Raw genomic sequence first — 19,802 nt, forward strand, 5'->3', positions numbered from 1 at the left:
AACTGCTTGCATCGGCCAAGCTTGACATGGCTGGCGAGCAGGGCTCAAGCGAATTCCATGATGACGGCGTCGACGGCCAGGCTTTCGCCGGCGGCGGCATTGATCTTCGAGACGACGAGATCGCGCTCGGCGCGCAAGACGTTTTCCATCTTCATCGCCTCGACGATCGCAAGCGTCTCACCGGCCTTGACCTCCTGACCCTCGGCGACCGCGATGGACACGACCAGGCCGGGCATCGGGCAGAGCAGGAGCCTAGAGGTATCCGGCGGCAGCTTCACCGGCATCAGCCTGTCGAGTTCCGCATGGCGCGGCGAAAAGACCTTGGCGATCACCGACAGTCCCTGCCAGTCGATCCGCAGGCCGTTGAGGACGGGGCGGATCTGCGCGGCAATATCCTGGTCGCCGACCCTGCCGCTCCAGACCGGATCGCCCGGTCTCCAATCGGTGACAACGCTCCGGCTTTCACCCTCGATCTCCATCTCCATATCGAAAGGAATAGTGACGAGGCCATCGAGCAATCTGACAGCGACGTAGCTGTCTCCTGTTTTGACCACCCAATGCTCCCGCAGTGTGGCCGATGCGGCGCGCAGGCGATCGGCGAAACGTTCGCGGCGGTTCGCTTCGATGAGCGAGGCAGACAGCGCGATTGCGGAAAGCATGGCTTCCTCCTGCCGGTCCGGCTTCATCGGCGCGAAACCGTCAGGATATTCCTCGGCAATGAAGCCAGTGGAAAGGCGGCCCTCGCGCCAGCGCGGATGTTTCATCAGCGCCGACAGGAAGGGAACATTGTGCTCGATGCCGTCGACGACGAAGCCGTCCAGCGCCCGACCCATGGCCTCGATCGCTTCGCTGCGCGTCGGCGCCCAGGTGCAGAGCTTGGCGATCATCGGGTCGTAATACATCGAGATCTCGGCGCCCTCGTAGACGCCGGTATCGTTGCGGACGACAATGTTGCCGGTCCTGCCTTCGGCCGGAGGCCGGTAGCGTGTCAGGCGGCCGACCGAAGGCAGGAAGTTGCGGTATGGATCTTCGGCATAGAGCCGGCTTTCGATCGCCCAGCCGTCCAGTCTGACATCCTCCTGGCTGAAGCTGAGCGGCTCTCCCGCGGCGATGCGGATCATCTGTTCGACGAGATCAATGCCGGTGATGAGTTCGGTCACCGGATGCTCGACCTGCAGGCGGGTGTTCATTTCGAGGAAATAGAAATTGCGGTCGCGGTCGACGATGAATTCGACGGTGCCGGCGCTCTGGTAGTCGACGGTTTTCGCCAGCGCCACCGATTGTTCGCCCATAGCCTTGCGCGTTTTTTCGTCGAGGAAAGGCGAGGGCGCCTCTTCCGCCACCTTCTGGTTCCGCCGCTGGATCGAGCATTCCCGCTCGCCGAGATAGACGACCTTGCCATGCGCATCAGCCAGCACCTGGATCTCGATATGGCGCGGCTCGACGATGAACTTCTCGATGAAGACGCGGTCGTCCCCGAAGGAGCTCTTCGCCTCGGAGCGGGCGCGCTCGAAGCCGTCGCGCACCTCGGCCTCGTTCCAGGCAATGCGCATGCCCTTGCCGCCGCCGCCGGCAGACGCCTTGATCATGACCGGATAGCCGATGCCGCCAGCGATCTTTTCCGCGCGCGCAGCGTCCTCGATGATGCCGAGATGGCCGGGCACGGTGGAGACGCCGGCCGCATTGGCGAACTTCTTCGATTCGATCTTGTCGCCCATCGCCATGATGGCCTTCGGCTTCGGGCCGATGAAGACGATGCCCTGCTTTTCCAGCTCGTCGCAGAAAGAGGCGCGCTCGGAGAGAAATCCGTAACCGGGATGCACCGCCTCGGCGCCGGTCGCCTTGCAGGCGGCGATAATCTTGTCGGCGACCAGGTAGCTTTCCGACGCTGCGGCGGGGCCGATATGGACGGCTTCGTCGGCCATTTCGACATGCAGCGCATCCCGATCCGCGTCCGAATAGACCGCAACGGTCAAAATGCGCATGCGGCGCGCGGTCTTGAGCACGCGGCAGGCAATCTCGCCGCGATTCGCGATCAGGATTTTCTTGAACATCGAGACTCCACCCAGAAATGCGTTCCGGAGTTTTACGCATAAAACACCGGAACGCACAATCGGGCTTGGAACCGGCAGGCGGGAGACGTGAGATTAAGCCGCTTAATGTCAGGCGACGGCCGCTCCCGCGACCGATTCCTCGTCGATGATGCGCAGCCAGCGGCTGCGCGGCGGTTCCGAGCGATCGCGCAGCGTGACCGCGGCCATGATCCCAGCCCAGTGCGGATGGTTGGCGCCCGGCAGCGTTGCCTGCTCGATCTGATGGAGGACGCCATATTCGGGCGGCGACACGGCGATCACCCCGTCTGCGGCGATGCTTCTGAAGATGCGCATCGCAAAATCGACGTCCTGGCGTGTGATGTTCTTGTGCTCGACGGCGCGCGACAGCTTATAGCCGCCGATGCCGTCTGTAATCGCCAGGCGAAGCTGGTCGAGGGCAAGCGCTCTCAATTCACCCGGGACATCGGCTGAAATCTCCATGACGTGAAGAATGAGCTCAAGCTCCAGCGCCGAGTTGACGATGCCGTCGGTTGTGAACATGCGCATGATCCAGGCAACGTTGATTTCATCAAGCGAGCCCTGCGGATAGGTGTAATGGACGATGAAACCGGCGATCTGCTCTACGAAGAAAGCGTTCCACTCGGTACATTTTTCGGGGCAGGAATTGTTGAGCGCCAACATTGCAACGACATCCTGGGACGTCCGGATGCCCTCGGGGAAAGCATGTTTGCGCAACAGCACGATATCTTCGGCCGTCAGCCGATGCTTGCCGGCCACGACACAGGCCGGAAAAGCGAGACGGAATTCGCTCATGTTTTAACTCCAGGCTTCATCATGAAGCCGGAGACAGTTTTAGCGACTGCGAATTGACGATCCCTCAAGAAGGGGAGTTAACCGGCTGCTGAGGGAATCACGAAGATTTTAGCGATCGCGCCTGCAGCCGCTCTCGCCAGATGATGAAGAGGCCGGATGCGACGATGATGAAAATGCCGATCCATTTGGAGAAATTCGGGAAATCATTGAACAGCGCATAGCCGAGCACGGTGGCCGAGATGATCTCGAAATATTGGAACGGGGCAAGCAGCGACAGCGGTGCAAGCCGGAACGCTCGCACCACCAGCATGTGCGCATATCCTGAGATCGAGCCGAGGGCGAGAAGCAGCGCAAGGCCGAGGCCGGAGGAGGGCAGGGATATGGCGAAGTCCCCATTGCCGGCGCTGCTGCCGACGAGAAGGGCGGCCGCCATGAAGATCGTTCCGCCGATGCCGGCCATCGTCTGCATGGTGAGCGGCGAATCAGCCTCGCCGATCGCGCGATTGAGGAAAAGGTAGAGCGAGAAGAGAAAGGCGCAGGCTACCGGCAGCAGCGCCTTCAGGCCGAAAATCTCGTAACTCGGCTGGATGACAATCATGGCGCCGCCGAAACCGACAGCGATCGCCATCCAGCGGCGCCAGCCGACCTTCTCTCCAAGGAACAGGGCCGACATGGCGGTCAGCATGAAAGGCTCGACGAAATAGATGGCAAATACGTCGGCCAGCGGCATGTATTTGACGGCGACAAAAAACAGCAGGCTCGCTGCCCCGTGCAACACGCCGCGCAGCAGATTCATCCACGGCCGCTTTGCGGAAAGCGCCCTGCGTCCAAAAAGAGCAAAGAGAATCGGCAGGGTGCAGGCGATCTGGAAGAAGAAGCGATAGAAGGTGACCTGACCCGGCGACATCGCCTCAAAGGTCGCCATATATTTGGCGATGGCATCCATGGTGGGCAGAATGAACATGGCGCCGGACATGATTGCCATGCCCTGCAGGGAATTTTGATGGGGCTTTGACATGGCTGCCGATTCTTATGGGAACAGTGCCCATCAATCACGGGAAAGGCGTGCAAATCAAGCCCGTGAAACCCCGCAAACGGTCAGGCGTCATTGACCGTTTCACCAAAAACCGTCTCGAAAGCGGCGCGCAGCCGGATGTCCACATCCGCCATCATGAGGGGAAGGCCGAGATCGACGAGGCTGGTGACGCCATAGGCAGATATCCCGCAGGGCACGATGCCGCTGAAATGATCGAGATCGGGATCGACGTTGAGCGACAGGCCGTGGAAGGTCACCCATTTGCGCAGCCGGATGCCGAGGGCGGCAATCTTGTCTTCAGCCATCGTGCCGTCTGGCAGCAACGGCTTTTCCGGGCGGCGAACCCAGACGCCGACACGATCCTCGCGGCGCTCGCCGCGCACGTTCATCATGTCGAGCGTACGGATGACGACCTCCTCGAGCGCGGCGACAAAGGCGCGTACATCCTGGCGCCTGCGCTTCAGGTCGAGCATGACATAGGCGACGCGCTGACCGGGTCCGTGATAGGTATATTCACCGCCGCGTCCCGTCGCAAAGACCGGAAAGCGATCCGGCTGGACGAGGTCGCCCGCATTGGCGCTGGTGCCGGCAGTATAGAGCGGCGGATGTTCCACGAGCCAGACAAGCTCGTCGCCGCCTTCTCCGATTGCCGCCACCTCGCGCTCCATCGTCTCCACCGCCGCCTCATAGGCAACGAGTCCATCGGCGATGCGCCAGCGCACCGGGCGGGTGCCGAGTTTCGGGAGCATGGAGAATTCGAGATCGGTGCGAAGCATGGCCATTCCTTGCCGCCTGTCCCAAATGCCTGACGAAACAGGGGCGGCAGGAGACCTATATGGACCCGTTTTCCGGCCAATTCAAATGCCGTGAAAGGTTTTCAAAAAAACTGTCATATCGCCCTTGTGCACCCCAAATGCTTTTGCTACATGCTGCCCCGCCGAAGCAAATCGGCACCTACCACGATGCGGTCGTGGCGGAATTGGTAGACGCGCAGCGTTGAGGTCGCTGTGGGGCAACCCGTGGAAGTTCGAGTCTTCTCGACCGCACCATCCCTATCAGGGAAACGTTCGCCGAGCGATAATTTCGGCATCCCTTGATCAGCCCGTGGCTGTGATCGCTGCCGTTTCTGCAAAGGATCGGCAAAGCATATGAGCATCGAACAATCCATGCGAAAAACGATTCGGCTCTTCGGGCGACTCGCTCGAACTGCGAGATGTTGGGCGGTGGTTTAACCTATTATTAGTTTCGACGAATACATAAGACGCTACAATTTCATAGCTGCGGAAGTCTTGGGGATGATGGAAAAGAAAGAGGCGGCAGGCTGGTCATTCCTCGATACATATTTCGTCCTCGACATTATCGAGAAGGTGCTCCTGGGCTATCTCTTCGTTGCGATCGTTATGCGTGTCATGCCCCAGATGCAGGACAATCGGGCGATCATTGACTGTTTGCTGCTGATTTCGGAAGGAGCCGCCGCCTTTCTGATCCTGACGCGCCGGCCGACTCGGAACGCATCTTTGCGCCTCTTCGACTGGGCGGTCACCGCGATCGGGACGCTCTTCCCGCTGCTGGTCAGGCCTTCGGCAGCAGTGCCGTTCGCACCGCTCTGGTTCTGTTTTCTGGCAATGTTGCTGGGTTTCCTGCTGCAGATATCGGCAAAGCTGGTATTGCGGCGAAGCTTCGGCCTGGTGCCGGCAAATCGCGGCGTGAAGATCGGCGGGCCCTACAGGTTGATCCGCCATCCGATGTACGCAGGTTATCTGCTGACGCATGTCGGCTTCTTCCTGGCCCATCCGAGCTTTTGGAATTTTGCCATTTATGCCACGGCACTTGCCGCACAGTGTCTACGCCTTCTTGCGGAAGAGCGCCTGCTCAGGGAGGATCCTGTTTACGCGGCCTTCATGGCTACGACCCGTTACCGGCTCGTTCCATTGGTGTTCTGAAGCCAGACAGATCCCTGTTTAGAATGAAGGGGCCGATTCTCCGGCCCCTTATTTGTCGGATCAATGCGTTGCGCGGCAGGCTTCTGTGCGCGAGGCGCCGCTGTCGGCACCTTTGGTATGGGAGCCGCTCGGGCCGACCATGCTATGGCACGGGGGGAGGGGCTTGATGCTTGCGGTCGCGGTCCTGTCAATCGCCGCTTTCGTCATGGCAACCGGGGCGAAGCCGTCGCTGTCATTGGTGTAATCGCTGGAATAGGCCGAAGCCTTGTGGTTGTTACTATAATGCACGGGGGCAGGCGGCGCCATCTTGGAGGGCGCAAAGCCATCACTGTCGTTGGTATAATCATCGGAATAAGTCGGCTGAGCGAAGGCAGAGCCTGCAAGGCTGACGGCAAACAGGGATGCGGCGAGGGCAAATTTGATGCGCATGGTTCTTCTCCTCAATCTGTTGTTGCATTCAACAACATAAACCATCCCCGGCGGAGAAGATTTCGCGCGTCAATTGCGGCGATATTGTGAACTGAAGCCGATCGCTTCATTGCCTTTTGTTCAAATGAAATCACGGTGTTGTTAACGAATTTGACGTTTCCGTTACGGCAATCGCCGAACAAAATAGACTGCAAGCTACTTGCTCCTGCTACAATCGCAAATTGTTAACTTTTGGTAATGTCCGGAACCAATAGGAGGCGGTGCGCCGCCTCCTGGCGGGTCGTTGATGCGGGTCTTTTCAGTCTTCGTTCGGGATATGCGCGTCAACCCCGGTCAGCTGCAGCTTGTTGCGGACATGGTGAACGCCGTCGACCGAGAGCGCGCCGAGCTCGACCTTGCGGGCAATGCCGATGGTCTCGACCGAGCCTTCGAGGGTGATGACATGACCGTCGGCATGAACCTCGATACTGTTGATATCGACCTCGGGAATGTTTTCGAGAGCGTCGTTCACCCGCGCCTCGAGCTCGTCGCTTTCGTCGCGATCGATCATACCGGCGCGTAACGAATCCTTGAGGCGATTCTCGTTGCCGTCTTGGTCTGTGCCATCGACTCGGAAACCTGTGTTGGGATCGCTGTCGAAATTTGCGGCAGTCTCGCCATACGGACGGTTTGCCGGGTCGCTGCCAGCGGTGCCATCGGCATAGGGCCAGCCGTCATCGAGATTGCGTTCTTCGAGGTCGCGATAATCTTCTTCACGGGAAAGCGCGGGGGCCTCGCGTGAAATCGGGGTCTTGTCACCGATCCTTGCCATTATAGTCGCTCCTAGTTTCTCTCGGGACAACGCCGACAGGGGCGAATTGTTCGGTGTGGCGGGCGTTTTGTCAGCCTTGGGTTTTCTCCCATTTTTTGACGAGGCGTTCGCGTTTCAGCCGCGAAAGCCGCTGCAGCCAGAAGATACCGTCGAGCTGGTCCACCTCGTGCTGGACGCAGATGGCGAGGAAACCTTCGGCGGCCTCCTCATGCACGATGCCGCCGGCATCCTGATAGCGAAAGCGGATCCCCCGTGGGCGTGTGACCTCTTCGATCGCGCCGGGCATGGAGACGCTACCCTCGGCATGGTTCATCGTCTCCTGCGACCTCCAGGTAATCTGCGGATTGACGTAGAGGCGCACGCCGTCGGCCCGATCGAGCTCTAGCACCGTCACGCGGAGGAAGACGCCGATATGGGCGGCGGTGATGCCGACGCCGGGGGCTGCGCGCATGGTCGCCAGCAGGTCGTCGGCAAGCGCGGGCAGCGACGCATCGAAGGCCGTCACCGGTTTGCAGAGGGTCTTTAGGCCCGGATGCGGATAGCGCAGGATCGGACGGATGGGCATGAAGCGGGCTCCCCTCTCTTTGAGCGGCGGGAAACTATCGCCGGCCGCAGACATTGTCATCACGAAGCACGGTTGGCGCTTTACGACAAGGATGCTTTGAGCTAGCAGGGGCCAAGAATTCCGACCGCGGGAGCCTTGCGCGGGATTCGCTTATCCGCTTGTTGACAATGTGTTTTCGGCCGACATTTGCGAATGCTGTGCGGCAGTCGTTGAAATTCGAACCAGGTGCGAGGGCGGCAGATGACGACGACCGACACGGAAGACCGCATTCGCCGGCGCGATGACGAGGAAGCGGATATCTACGATGAGGACGGCAATGTCCGCGGTGATTTCCTGGCGCTCGTCGGTGCGGCGATCGCCGATCGCGACACGCTGTTCCTGCGCGGGAATGTCGCCCGCCTGCATGAATCCGAGATAGGCGACCTGCTCGAATCGATCCAGCCGGATCAGCGCCTGGCGCTGGTGCGGCTGCTCGGCGAAGATTTCGACATGACGGCGCTGACCGAGGTCGACGAGGCAATTCGCCGCGAAATCGTCGACCAGATGCCGAACGAGCAGATCGCGGCCGCCATCGGCGAGCTCGACTCGGACGATGCTGTTTACATTCTCGAAGACCTCGACAAGGAGGATCGGGAAGAAATCCTCGCCCAGATGCCGTTTACCGAGCGGGTGCGGCTGCGCCGGGCGCTCGACTATCCGGAAAGCTCGGCCGGACGCCGCATGCAGACCGAGTTCGTCGCCGTGCCGCCATTCTGGACGGTGGGCCAGACGATCGACTATATGCGCGACGAGGAGGATCTGCCCTATTCCTTCTCGCAGATATTCGTCATCGATCCGACCTTCAAGTTGCTTGGCGCCGTCGATCTCGATCAGATCCTGCGCACCAAGCGGCAGACGAAGATCGAGCAGATCATGCGGGAAACCAACCATCCGGTTCCCGCCGAGATGGACCAGGAGGAGGCCGCCCAGCTCTTCGAACAGTACGACCTTCTGTCTGCTGCCGTCGTTGACGAGAACGGCCGGCTGGTTGGCGTGCTGACCATCGACGACGTCGTCGACGTCATCCACGAAGAGGCGGACGAGGACATCAAGCGCCTCGGCGGCGTCGGCGACGAAGAACTGTCGGACAACGTGATCTCGACGGCGCGCTCGCGTTTCCTCTGGCTTCTGATCAATCTCGGCACCGCGATGCTGTCGGCGAGCGTCATCGGCCTGTTCGATGCCTCGATCGAGAAAATGATCGCGCTTGCGGTGCTGATGCCGATCGTCGCCTCGATGGGCGGCAATGCCGGCACGCAGACGATGACGGTGACGGTGCGCGCGCTCGCCACTCGCGATCTCGACATTTACAATGCCGGCCGCATCATCCGCAGGGAGGCCGGCGTCGGCCTTCTCAACGGCGCCGTTTTTGCGACGATCATGGGCGCGATCGCCGGCATCTGGTTTCATGACTATCAGCTTGGCGGGGTAATCGCGGCGGCGATGATCATCAATTTGATGGCGGCCGCGCTTGCCGGCATTCTGCTGCCGCTGCTGCTCGACAAGGTGGGTGCCGACCCGGCGATCGCCTCGTCGGTGTTCGTCACGACGGTGACCGACTGCACCGGATTCTTCGCCTTTCTCGGCATTGCCACCTGGTGGTTCGGCATCTGACGGTTCGCCGAAATTGACTATTACGTAAAAGTCAATATTATTGCCGGTTCGAGGACGGGGAACACATGCCGGTGAACAAATATTATAGCATAACGGAGCTGACGCGCGAATTTGGAGTATCGACGCGCACGCTCCGCTTCTACGAAGACGAGGGACTGATCCATCCGGAGCGGCGAGGGCGCACGCGTCTATTCCGGCCGGCGGACCGACGGCTCATTGGAGAAATCCTGCGCGGGCGGCGGATCGGTTTCACCATCGCGGAAATCCGCGAGATCATCCAGGTCTACAAGGAGCCGCCGGGCGAGCTCGGCCAGCTGAAACTTCTGATGAAGCGCGTCGACGAGAAGCGTGAGGACTTGCGCCAGAAGCGCAAGGACATAGACGATACGCTGACCGAACTCGACAATATCGAAGAGGCCTGCCTCGGCCGCCTTGCCGAAATCGGCGTTACCACCTGAGACTTGCCGCAGGGTGGCGCCGAACCTTTATTGCGCCTCGGCGCTGCATTCGCCGGCGATCGTCTGGACTCGCTCATCGCTCTGCAGATCGATCTTGCCCGCCTGCAGCGGTGTCAGCAGCGCCTGAGCCTGCAATCTGTCGAGCGTGCACTGGCAGAAGCTGCGGCAGAGGGCTTCGCCTTGCTGCATGACGCAAGCGGAGTTGCATTGCCTAAGGTAAGTTTCGACCGGATCCGGCTGCGGCGGCGGGACGACAAGGGAAAGTCCGTAAGCGATCGCGATCAGCACCGGCTGATGAACGAGGTAGAAGGCAAGGCTGTGGCGGCCAAGCTTCGCCGGCCACCAGGAGCCTGTGCCGATGGCCGCGAGCCGATGCGGCAGCCTGGTTCTGATGGCAATCAAGGCGCTGCTCAAGCCCACGAAAAACGGCGTAGCCCAGGGAAACAGCGGCACATAATCGTTAGAGCGTTGCGGCGTTTCGGCAAGCCCGATCCAGGCGAGATATCTCGGATCGAATAAGGATGAGCGCAGAAGACCCGGTGTGCCGAAATTATCGAGAATCCAGGCGGCAAGGAGCGCGACTGTGACGAGGAGCGTGAAGGCGACCGGCAATCTGACAAAAACGACGCCGATGAGCGTGAGCACCGCGATACAATGCAGGATGCCGAAATAGATCCACGTATCCGGCATCGCGATGCGGGTGGCGATCGAAATGACCGCAGCCGCCGCGGCAATCATGCCGAAACGTTTCCAGAAGGACGGCCAGCGAATTGTCGGCGTGCTGGAGAGCACCAGGCTGATGCCGACGATGAAGAGAAAGGTCGTGGCGATCGCCCGGGCATAGATCTTCAGCCAGCCGGTCTCGGCCGTGCCCGGCGCCAGATAGGCCATGAACTCCATATCCCAGGTGAAATGGTAGCTCGCCATAGCAATCAATGCGACGCCGCGCGCCGTATCCAATAGGCCGATGCGCGGCGGTCTTGCCACCCCATCGGCCTGCATTGCCGGCATTGTCATCAAAGTCCCCCGGTCAAATCATTTCCGTCGTTCGACGGCGTGTCGCGGCGAATAGCAGAAAGGTGGAGATTTGATGGCGGGCCCGCATCCATGATCGCCAGCCGCGCCTGCGAAAAGAACTGTCGCCGGGTCAACACGAAGATCACGGTCGCCGTCGTCAGCATGAAGACGTAAGGATTGATGAACCAGCCGAGATAGCCGATCGACAGGAAGATTGCCCTGAGACCCTCGTTGAAATTGCTGCCGGCGATGACATTCATGCGGATGACGCGCTCGGCGGCCCGCTCGGCGGCGATGATGTCGCTCTCGGCTTCGCGCATCATCGGGATGGAGCCGAAGAGGATGGTGCAGTAATTGAACAGCCGATAGGACCAGCCGAACTTGAAGAAGGCATAGCCGAAAAGCGCCGCCAGGCCACCGACCTTCATCTCGAAGGCGGCGTGGCCGCCATGGAGCACGAAGGGCAGGTCGGCAAAGACTGCGTCGACCTTCTCCGTTGCGCCGAGCAGCGCGAAGCAACTGCCCATCGCGAAAATCGAGGTTGAGGCGAAAAAGGCCGTGCCGTTCTGCAGTCCGGCCATGATCTGCGTGTCGATCATTTTCAGGTCGCGGCGCAGCGAATTGTAGATCCACTCCCGCCGCCGTTCGGTCATCGCGTGGGTCAGGCTGGTGCGGCCGAAGAAGGTGCGGCCCTTCAAGAGCCAGGAATAACCCGCCCAGACACAGGCAAAGAAGGCCAGAGCGATATAATCCGCCGTCGTCATCAACGATTCAGTCTCCGCATGAATGCGGCCACCTTACATATGCGCCGCGATGCTGCAATGACCGGCAGGGCGTGCCCGGAATGATATAGCGCTATGAAAAGCGATTCCGATTTTCAGAGCGCTGCGTTAGTGTGAAATGTCGCACCGACTCCATGCGATGTCGGTTCGCCGCTGGGATCCGAAACCGGCGGGGTTTAAATTCGCATTCCAGTGTTCAGAAGGCGCATCCATGTTTCTATCGGTATTCGACGTGTTCAAGATCGGTGTCGGACCGTCGAGCTCGCACACGATGGGGCCGATGTCGGCAGCCAATCGTTTTCTCGACCTGATCCTGTCGAACGAATGGCCGCGTCCGTCATCGGGCGCTCAGGTCATCGCGATCAAGGTCAGCCTGCATGGCTCGCTCGCCCATACGGGGATCGGCCATGGCACGGGCAGGGCTGTCATTCTCGGACTGATGGGCGAAGCGCCCGACAGTGTCGATCCCGACAGGATGGACGGCATCATCGATACCGTGGAGCGCACCGGCCGCATCACGCCTGCGGGCCATCCGGCCTACCAGTTTCAGGCGAAGACCGATCTGATCTTCGACAAGAAACAGCCGCTGCCAGGCCATGCCAACGGCATGATCTTTTCCGCATTTGACAAGGACGGCCGGCTGCTCCTCAAGCGCATCTATTATTCGGTCGGCGGCGGCTTCGTCGTTACCGACACCGAGCTGGAGCAGATGCGGGCGAAGAAGAATGCGACGGGCGGCGTGCGCGTGCCCTATCCCTTCTCGACCGCCAAGCAGATGCTGGAGATGGCGGAGCGCTCGGGGCTTTCGATCGCGCAGATGAAGCGCGCGAACGAGGAGAGCCAGCGCAGCCGAGAAGAGCTCGATCAGGGGCTCGATCGCATCTGGGAAGCAATGCGCTCCTGCATCGAGCGCGGCCTCAAGGTCGAGGGTGTCATGCCCGGCGGCCTCAATGTCAAGCGCCGTGCCCGCCGCATCCACGATAAGCTGCAGGAGGAGTGGCGCAGCAACCGTGTCAATCCGCTGCTCGCCAATGATTGGCTCAGCGTCTATGCAATGGCCGTCAACGAGGAGAATGCGGCGGGCGGGCGCGTCGTCACCGCGCCGACCAATGGCGCGGCCGGCGTCATTCCGGCAACGATCCGCTACTATGAGCATTTCCACGAGGACTGGGACCAGAACGGCATCCGCGATTACCTGCTGACGGCTGCGGCGATCGGCGGCATCATCAAGCACAATGCCTCGATCTCCGGCGCCGAGGTCGGCTGTCAGGGCGAGGTGGGCTCGGCCGCGGCGATGGCGGCCGCGGGCCTTGCTGCCGTAATGGGCGGTACGCCGGAGCAGATCGAGAACGCCGCCGAGATCGCGCTCGAACATCATCTCGGCATGACCTGCGATCCTGTCGCAGGCCTCGTGCAGGTTCCCTGTATCGAGCGCAACGCGCTTGGCGCCGTCAAGGCCGTCACGGCGGCCTCGCTTGCCGTCAAGGGAGACGGCCAGCATTTCGTGCCGCTCGACGCCTGTATCGAGACGATGCGCCAGACCGGCCACGACATGAGCGAGAAATACAAGGAAACTTCGACCGGCGGCCTGGCTGTCAACGTCGTCGAATGCTGAGCGTGCGAACTCCATAGCTTCACACTTGACGCCCGCCGCCAAAAGGATTTCAACGGCGGCATGGCATTGCATCTCATCAAACTCTGTGTCGGCGCCGACTCGATCGAGGATCTGCGCGAATGGGTGGCGGAGCGCTCGCTGCGCGCCATAGCCGCCGGGCTCGAACCGCATTCGGTTCACACGACGCGCATGGTGCCCAAACGCATGGAGGAGCTTCTCGACGGCGGCTCGCTCTATTGGGTGATCAAGGGACAGGTGCAGGCGAGGCAGAGGCTGCTCGACATCGAAACGTTCACCGACGATGAAGGAATTTCACGCTGCCGCCTGATGCTCGGCCCGGAGGTCGTCGAAACCGCGGGACAGCCGAAGCGGCCCTTCCAGGGCTGGCGCTACTATACGCAGGACGACGTGCCGCCCGATCTGACGAGCTTGGGCGCCGGGATCGCCGAAATGCCCGCGGAGCTGCGCCGCGAGCTGACAGAGCTCGGCCTGCTCTAATTTTATCGCCCTAAATGCCGGTTTCAGACAACGGCCTGTGGATTTCAGCGCAGACGCAGTTGCACCGGGGCGCTGCCGTCCGGCGACGTCACATGCAGATGAATGCGGGCTTCCGGCTGCGAATAGCGCCAGGCGCGGGCGCCGTGGCAAAGCAGCAGGTTGATGAGATCCCGGGTCTTGGCGGACTTCGCCCTCGGTCGTTGCAGACCGATTTCGGCAAGTCGCAGAGCCGCTTCGTGCAGCGGATGCAGGGGTGAACGCGCTTTGGCCCCGCCGCGGCGGTCCACTGGCATTCCCGGAACATTCTCATTGATCGCCATTGTTTTCCCCGTACGCACTACTGATCGAGTTCAAAACCGGTGGCCGGAAACGCAAACACCGATTCCGGCCGTTAGGGGTGCCGCCGGCCCTGTCGCAGGCAGCACCGAATAGCTCATTGTGCGGCTGCCCAGCACTTGATGCCGGCCTTCTTCAAGGCCTTGCAGGCGTTGACCGCATCGCGCTGATCGTCAAAGCCGCCGAAACGGGCGCGGTAGACCTGGTCATTGCCAGCGCCGTAGGCGACGGCGAAGGGCTTTGCCGAGGCCAGCGCCTTGCCGCCCTTGCTCTTGGCGCTCTCCAGGAGGTCCATGGCCATCTGGCGGCTCGGCGAGACGCCGACCTGCACCACCCAGCCCGCCGGTGCGGCGCTTGCCGGGGTGTTGCTGGTCGAAGCGGTCGTGACGTGGTCGACGGCGGCGTCGTCGTGGGCAGCCGGTGCGGCCACCGGAACCTGCTGCTTGAAGCTCGTGGTCTTGACCCTGGTCGGCGCTGGCATCGTCTGGGCGACCAGCGGGTTGTCGGACTTCGGCGCCGATGTTTCGGTATAGGCAACCTCGGTCTCGGCCACCTCGCGCGCATCCGGCAGCGGGCCCTTATGCGGCAGGCCGAGATCGGCTGCAGCGGCAGAAACTGGCGGCTGCGCCGCAGTGATCGTCTTTGCGACCTGCTGGGGGGCAACCTGCTGTGAAGCGACCTGCTGCCGGGCCTTCTGCGGCTGAACCGGAGCGGGGGTTTCGATCATTTCAGGGGCGGGGGCTGTCTGGGCCACCAGCGCCGAATTTCCGCCGCGGCTCGACGCCTTCGGCAGGTAGGTGGCGATCAGGTTGCGCATCTGGGCGTCGCGAGCCGACCCGGAAGTGCCGCCGAGCACGACGCTGACGATCGACTTGCCGTCGACCTGCACCGAACTCACCAGATTAAAGCCGGCGGCGCGGGTATAACCGGTCTTGATGCCGTCGACGCCGCGCACGGAGCCGACCAGCCGGTTGTGGCTGCGGATCGTGCGGGTGCCGAACTTGAAGGCGCGGGTGGAAAAATAGCCGTAATATTGCGGGAAATGCTGGCGAAGGGCGATGCCGAGGCGGGCCTGGTCGCGGGCCGTCGTCATCTGCGCCGTATTCGGCAGGCCGTTGGCGTTGCGATAGGTGGTGCGCGTCATGCCGAGCGCATGCGCCTTGGCGGTCATCATCTGGGCGAAGCGGTCTTCGCTGCCGCCGAGCATCTCGCCAAGCGCGGTTGCCGCATCATTGGCCGACAGAGTGACGAGACCGAGGATGCCCTGCTCGACGGTGATGGTGCCGCCGGCGCGCACGCCAAGCTTGGTCGGCGCCTGGGCGGCCGCGTGAGCGGAGAAGGGAACCGGCGTATCGAGGCGGATGCGACCCTGTTCCAAGGCCTCGAAGGTCATGTAAAGGGTCATCATCTTGGTCAAAGAGGCTGGGTATTGCAGCCGATCGGCATTCTCGCTGTAGAGAACGTTGCCGGTCTTGGCGTCGACGACGATGCCCGCATATTTCGGATTGGCCGCCTCCGCGTCGGCATTGACCGAATCAACCAGGACGACCGTGAGAGCCATCGAAAGGATCGCCAGGAGCTTCGCGAAGAAGCTGCCGGACCGGGACGATGATACGGAGGAGACTGACCTTGACACTATTCCACTCTTCGCTTTGCATTTCAGATATTGGGCAGGAACCGCACACCCCCCGCCGCACAGCTCGTCTTTTGAAATTACCGATTCAGCGTTACCAATCCGTTTATGATGAATCGTTTCATGCCTTCTCCGCCGGCATTTTAGGGACCTGTCACAGATCGGTTCACAAGACGCGGCTCCACAAAGAGGCGGATCGCGGCATCAATATGTTCCCAGTCGGCGAGATGGCTGCTGGAGAATCGGTAGAGGACGCTGAGATCCTTGCCGACCTTGATGTCGCGCTGACAATCTCCGCTTGCGGCCTTGTCCGGAGTTGAAGGCAATATGCAGCGCACGACGTAGTCCGGCCCGCCTTTGACCGGGGCCGTGAGCAGCACTTCTCCGCCATAACCGGCGTCGGCGCGAAGTCGATGGAGTGTCAATCCGTCCGGGAAAGGTTCGGCTGCTCCCTCGATCAGATGTGAATAGATCGGCTCCAGCCGGCCGGACATGTCGCGCGACATGGTGCTTTGGGCGATCTGCAGAAAGATGAGGCCTGAGGATTGGGCGACATCGTCGAATCGCAGATGGTTGTCCTTGCCGTAACCCCGCATGGAGGGCCAGGCGAGGTAAAGATCGACGCGCTCGGCGACGCCGTCATGCCGCTGGCTCGGGAAGCGGATGGTATTTTCGGGGAATTTCACTGTGTCGCGGCCGATGGTCAGCGTGATTTCAGCCGTGCTGTCGGTGTTGCCGGCAAGGGAGATGTGCCGGCCGAACCAACGGCCGGCGATGCTGATGGCGACGGTCAGGACCGCTAGGACCGATATCACCGCCATCGTGCGCAGAAGAAACCTCCTCGAAAGAAGCGGCTGCTCGTCGGGTGCGCTTTGGGCGGCTTGGCTCATGGCGGTTCTTCGCGTTTCGGTCCGCCGCAGGAAGAACATGAGCCGCCGGTGCCGATGATGAATCTCATCGCCATGATCGAGCCGGCAGGGTTAATACTTCGCTAAGATTTCGGGTCGCCGTTGTGCCGGGGTGGACCTCTGTCTCAAAAAGGAGCGAGCCGTTCCCGGGACAGCGGGAACGGCTCTTAGGCACCGGTCGGGGACGGGATGCGGGGACTGACCGGGCCGAAACCTGTGTCGGCTTTGCCGGCTGGCTGGTTTACCTGACGCTGCCGACGGCGACAGCGCGGCCGTCCTGAAGCTTCGACCAGCGGGCCGGATCGCTGGCGGACTGGCGCTTCAGATAGGTGTATTCGGTGTCCGACCACAGCAGCACTTTGTTGCGCATGTTGTCGAGAATGAAGTCGCCGTGATCGGTGCGGACGGTCAGCACAGCGTGGCCTTCGCCGTTCGGCTGCAGCACGACGGTGATCAGCGTGTCGGATGGCGAGAAGCCGTCCTCGATCAGCATCTTGCGCTTCAGCAGGGCATAGTCCTCGCAATCGCCGACGCTGGTCGGATAGGCCCAGCGCTCTTCGATGCCATAGATCTGTTCATCCGTCTCCGGCTGGATCGATGAATTGACCGTGTAGTTGACCTTGAGAATTTCCTTCCAGCGGTCCTCCGTGAGGACGGCTGGCCCGGCATCGCCGCCGGCATAGGCGCATTCCGTCGGATTGGCCTTGCAAAATTCATAGTGTCCGATCGGCGGGCTGGCATTGCCTGCCAGTGCCATGCTGGCGGGCGTTGCCTGTCCGGAGCCCGCCATTCCCATCATGATCGCACTAGCCAGAAGGCCGCCTTTCAGGATGTTCGCAGTCGTCATTGCCGTCTCCCCTAAGTTGAGGCGACAATGACACGGACGTTTTTATCTCACGCAAAATTACGCAATAGAATTAAAGTCTTAGTTGATTCAAATGCCGATAAAACTTGGCTCGAATGCGAATAAACTTGAGTGCGTATTTGAGTCGAAATCGATTAAAATTGTAATGGGCGCGACAAGGACTTCGTCCACGGAAAGCCTGCGCCGCCGTCGCGGCGTTAAGAGTTTTCGCTGGGCCGGATAAGTGCCGGCGGCGCTACGGCGGGACGTGTGCGGCGGAAATGCCGGTGGAATCGATCGGTTGGAACGGGCCGAAAGCAGAATATCGCTCGGATTCCGGCGTCCGGCATTAAAATTATTTTTGAGAAAAATCGCGAAATCGATCGGTGGCGGCGACGATTGCTGCGCTCATGTCGGGACCTGCGGTGGAATGGGAAGCGTGCGGAAGGATTACGAGTTCGCTTTGTGGCCAGGCGCGGGCCAGTTCCCAGGCGGTGACGAGCGGCGCCTCGATGTCGAACCGCCCCTGCAGCAGGATGCCGGGAATGTCGGCAAGTCGCGCGGCGTTCTTCAAGAGCACGCCATCCTCCAGCCAGGCTCCGTTTACGAAGTAGTGGGTGATGATGCGGGCGCGCGTCAGCACATAAGCCGGATCGGCCCAGCGGCGCGGCAGTCCTTCCCCGGCGAGCAGGATCGAGGCTGCTTCCCAATCATGCCAGTCTCGCGCCGCCTTGAGACGCGTCTCAGAGTCCGGATCATTGAGGAGGTGGTGATAGGCGCTGGCCATGTCGTCGTCCAGCCCTGGAGTGCCGGACGGGATTCCCTGACGGAAGCGGTGCCATTCTTCCGGAAAAAGCGGCGCCATGCTGCGGCAAAGCCAGTCGATTTCCGATCGCCGCGTGGTGGTCACGCCCGATATGACAATCGCCCTGACGCACTGTGGATGCGATTCGGCATAGGCGAGCGCCAGCGTCGAGCCCCAGGAGTTACCGAACAGCAGCCAGCTCTCGATGCCTAGGAAGAGCCGCAGCCTTTCGATATCGGCGACGAGATGCCAGGTCGTATTGCAGGAGAGATCGGTTTCGGGATCGGCTGCACTCGGCAGGCTTCGGCCGCAATTGCGCTGGTCGAAAAGGATGATCCGGTAGGCGTCCGGATCGAACTGCCGGCGTGCCGCGGTCGAACAGCCTGAACCGGGCCCGCCGTGCAGGACGAGCGCCGGTCGCCCCATCGGGTTGCCGCAGGCTTCCCAATAGATCAGGTTGCCATCGCCCGTATCGAGTAGGCCGTGATCGTATGGTTCGATTTCCGGATAGAGGGCTGGCATCGGTGCACCTGCGGTCGAGATAGGCTTATCCATCATGTCCATGGCGAAGGGAGGACGGATGACAGGACGGAATTGCCGGCCAAAACAATCCTGCCCGATTTCACGCGACCTGCTCCGGGCGAACAATGGCGCAGGTTGTTCCACTCATAACTTTATGTGCTTACCGGTTGGAAGGACTTGCGACAGGATTCGCGCCAATCTTCCAAAGCCGGATTTGCTGCCCGCTTGCAGATCGCTTGCGGGGAGGCTTGTGCGTTTCAAACGACCTGACCCGGTGCACGACAGACCCGGTGCGGCTCCGATTTGACAAACGCTTTTGGAGCTGTCCGTCATCAATGGACCCGCCACAAAGGCTCGCGGCAGGGCATCGGTTTTTTCAGGCTGTCAGAGGAATTCGCGCAGCGTCTCGCGGGACTGGATCGACAGAAATTCGATCGCCACGCCTTCGACGAAGTGACGCACGACGCGGCCGCGCATGTTGCCGAGGCGCACCGCCGTTCCGATCGAGGGACGCATTTCGACGTCGATGGCGGCGCCCGACAGCGACAGGTCCATGATCCGGCAGGTATAGCGCGTGCCATCCTCGAGCGTGAGTTCGGTCTTCGTATCACGCGGCGTCAGACGGTCGTGGCGACGATCTTCCGCCAGGCCGAGCTCGTGCTTGTTGGCAAGCCAGGTGAGCTGGGCGGCGAGCTTCTCGCGCTTGCGCTCGGTGGCGTTGATCGACATGGTGAATCCGCGGCCGTCGAGTGTCTGGACGTAACCTTCGACGCGCCCGAGATGGTCGATATAGGCGACAACGCGTTCGTTGGCGCGCGGCCGGCCGGAGCAGGTGACGTACATGTCGCCGGGCGACATGTCGATCACCATGCATTCGAATTCCTCGTAATTCGCAAGCATGAGCCGGCCCTGCATATTGATCGGCACACGCTGGAAAACGCCTTGTTCAGGGCGCGGCGCAGGTCGTTGCGTCTGAGCTGGCTGGAACGAGTGCATCAAAGGGCTTCTTCATGAAAACTGGAGAGATTAATCCTTACCTCCAATCCATTAACAGAAGGTTGTTTCGCCCTATTGTGACAT

General features: G+C 61.1%; 20 protein-coding genes and 1 tRNA gene. 6 read left to right on the top strand and 15 right to left on the bottom strand.

The window, feature by feature from the left end:
* Positions 1 to 44: 44 nt before the first annotated feature.
* The 4 genes from FHT70_RS08885 to lipB form a co-directional block, all read right to left on the bottom strand.
* Positions 45 to 2,054, bottom strand: coding sequence for an acetyl/propionyl/methylcrotonyl-CoA carboxylase subunit alpha (locus FHT70_RS08885; protein WP_183700371.1), 2,010 nt, complete (start codon positions 2,052 to 2,054; stop codon positions 45 to 47).
* 108 nt (positions 2,055 to 2,162) lie between these two features.
* Positions 2,163 to 2,867 carry a hypothetical protein gene (locus tag FHT70_RS08890; protein WP_183700373.1) on the bottom strand — a complete coding sequence of 235 codons (705 nt, stop codon included), beginning with the start codon at positions 2,865 to 2,867 and terminating at the stop codon, positions 2,163 to 2,165.
* Positions 2,868 to 2,964: 97 nt separating this feature from the next.
* Positions 2,965 to 3,885 carry a DMT family transporter gene (locus FHT70_RS08895; RefSeq protein WP_183700375.1) on the bottom strand — a complete coding sequence of 307 codons (921 nt, stop codon included), beginning with the start codon at positions 3,883 to 3,885 and terminating at the stop codon, positions 2,965 to 2,967.
* Between the two features lie 80 nt (positions 3,886 to 3,965).
* Entirely contained in the window at positions 3,966 to 4,685 is a 720-nt protein-coding gene (lipB, locus tag FHT70_RS08900; protein ID WP_183700377.1) for a lipoyl(octanoyl) transferase LipB, read from the bottom strand.
* A 182-nt stretch (positions 4,686 to 4,867) separates the two neighbouring features.
* Here lipB and FHT70_RS08905 point away from each other — a divergent pair.
* Positions 4,868 to 4,952 (top strand) — tRNA-Leu (locus tag FHT70_RS08905).
* A gap of 249 nt (positions 4,953 to 5,201) precedes the next feature.
* Positions 5,202 to 5,846: a methyltransferase gene (locus tag FHT70_RS08910; RefSeq protein ID WP_097599377.1), complete on the top strand. Its 645-nt coding sequence runs from the start codon at positions 5,202 to 5,204 to the stop codon at positions 5,844 to 5,846.
* A gap of 60 nt (positions 5,847 to 5,906) precedes the next feature.
* Here FHT70_RS08910 and FHT70_RS08915 read toward each other — a convergent pair whose 3' ends face one another.
* From FHT70_RS08915 to FHT70_RS08925, 3 genes are all read right to left on the bottom strand, one after another.
* On the bottom strand, positions 5,907 to 6,275 hold the full coding sequence (locus FHT70_RS08915) for a hypothetical protein (protein WP_183700379.1): 369 nt from the start codon (positions 6,273 to 6,275) through the stop codon (positions 5,907 to 5,909).
* A 298-nt stretch (positions 6,276 to 6,573) separates the two neighbouring features.
* Positions 6,574 to 7,086 carry a BON domain-containing protein gene (locus FHT70_RS08920; RefSeq protein WP_097599310.1) on the bottom strand — a complete coding sequence of 171 codons (513 nt, stop codon included), beginning with the start codon at positions 7,084 to 7,086 and terminating at the stop codon, positions 6,574 to 6,576.
* A gap of 70 nt (positions 7,087 to 7,156) precedes the next feature.
* Entirely contained in the window at positions 7,157 to 7,651 is a 495-nt protein-coding gene (locus FHT70_RS08925; protein WP_085780076.1) for a peptide deformylase, read from the bottom strand.
* 240 nt (positions 7,652 to 7,891) lie between these two features.
* On the opposite strand from FHT70_RS08925, the gene mgtE reads away from it, so the two are divergent.
* Together mgtE and FHT70_RS08935 are read left to right on the top strand one after the other, a co-directional pair.
* The gene (mgtE, locus tag FHT70_RS08930; RefSeq protein ID WP_085778252.1) at positions 7,892 to 9,304 is read left to right on the top strand and encodes a magnesium transporter; all 1,413 of its coding nucleotides are present in this window, start codon (positions 7,892 to 7,894) and stop codon (positions 9,302 to 9,304) included.
* A gap of 65 nt (positions 9,305 to 9,369) precedes the next feature.
* A complete protein-coding gene (locus tag FHT70_RS08935; protein WP_011425479.1) occupies positions 9,370 to 9,762 on the top strand; it encodes a MerR family DNA-binding transcriptional regulator in 393 nt (130 codons plus the stop codon).
* Positions 9,763 to 9,789: 27 nt separating this feature from the next.
* Here the strand turns inward: FHT70_RS08935 and FHT70_RS08940 are convergent, their stop codons facing one another.
* Positions 9,790 to 10,779, bottom strand: a complete 990-nt coding sequence (locus tag FHT70_RS08940; RefSeq protein WP_183700381.1) for a heparan-alpha-glucosaminide N-acetyltransferase — start codon at positions 10,777 to 10,779, stop codon at positions 9,790 to 9,792.
* Positions 10,779 to 11,543 (bottom strand): DUF599 domain-containing protein, encoded by a 765-nt coding sequence (locus FHT70_RS08945; protein ID WP_097599313.1) that lies wholly within the window; start codon positions 11,541 to 11,543, stop codon positions 10,779 to 10,781. The genes FHT70_RS08940 and FHT70_RS08945 overlap by 1 nt, the downstream gene beginning before the upstream one ends.
* A gap of 229 nt (positions 11,544 to 11,772) precedes the next feature.
* Here FHT70_RS08945 and FHT70_RS08950 point away from each other — a divergent pair, with 229 nt between their 5' ends.
* Positions 11,773 to 13,176 carry an L-serine ammonia-lyase gene (locus FHT70_RS08950; RefSeq protein WP_183700383.1) on the top strand — a complete coding sequence of 468 codons (1,404 nt, stop codon included), beginning with the start codon at positions 11,773 to 11,775 and terminating at the stop codon, positions 13,174 to 13,176.
* 60 nt (positions 13,177 to 13,236) lie between these two features.
* A complete protein-coding gene (locus FHT70_RS08955) occupies positions 13,237 to 13,674 on the top strand; it encodes a DUF1489 family protein (protein WP_183700385.1) in 438 nt (145 codons plus the stop codon).
* 44 nt (positions 13,675 to 13,718) lie between these two features.
* Here FHT70_RS08955 and FHT70_RS08960 read toward each other — a convergent pair whose 3' ends face one another.
* The 6 genes from FHT70_RS08960 to FHT70_RS08985 all read right to left on the bottom strand — a co-directional run bounded on the left by FHT70_RS08960 (position 13,719) and on the right by FHT70_RS08985 (position 19,718).
* Positions 13,719 to 13,994, bottom strand: a complete 276-nt coding sequence (locus FHT70_RS08960; RefSeq protein WP_183700387.1) for a hypothetical protein — start codon at positions 13,992 to 13,994, stop codon at positions 13,719 to 13,721.
* 113 nt (positions 13,995 to 14,107) lie between these two features.
* The gene (locus FHT70_RS08965) at positions 14,108 to 15,646 is read right to left on the bottom strand and encodes a serine hydrolase (RefSeq protein ID WP_183700389.1); all 1,539 of its coding nucleotides are present in this window, start codon (positions 15,644 to 15,646) and stop codon (positions 14,108 to 14,110) included.
* 140 nt (positions 15,647 to 15,786) lie between these two features.
* On the bottom strand, positions 15,787 to 16,572 hold the full coding sequence (locus FHT70_RS08970) for a hypothetical protein (protein ID WP_183700391.1): 786 nt from the start codon (positions 16,570 to 16,572) through the stop codon (positions 15,787 to 15,789).
* A gap of 220 nt (positions 16,573 to 16,792) precedes the next feature.
* Positions 16,793 to 17,398 carry a transglutaminase-like cysteine peptidase gene (locus FHT70_RS08975; protein ID WP_183700393.1) on the bottom strand — a complete coding sequence of 202 codons (606 nt, stop codon included), beginning with the start codon at positions 17,396 to 17,398 and terminating at the stop codon, positions 16,793 to 16,795.
* A gap of 352 nt (positions 17,399 to 17,750) precedes the next feature.
* Positions 17,751 to 18,722: a prolyl aminopeptidase gene (gene pip / locus FHT70_RS08980; protein WP_183700395.1), complete on the bottom strand. Its 972-nt coding sequence runs from the start codon at positions 18,720 to 18,722 to the stop codon at positions 17,751 to 17,753.
* A gap of 384 nt (positions 18,723 to 19,106) precedes the next feature.
* A complete protein-coding gene (locus FHT70_RS08985; RefSeq protein WP_183700397.1) occupies positions 19,107 to 19,718 on the bottom strand; it encodes a PilZ domain-containing protein in 612 nt (203 codons plus the stop codon).
* Between the last annotated feature and the right edge of the window lie 84 nt (positions 19,719 to 19,802).

This window comes from Rhizobium sp. BK049 (genome assembly GCF_014193135.1).
Lineage (GTDB): Bacteria > Pseudomonadota > Alphaproteobacteria > Rhizobiales > Rhizobiaceae > Rhizobium.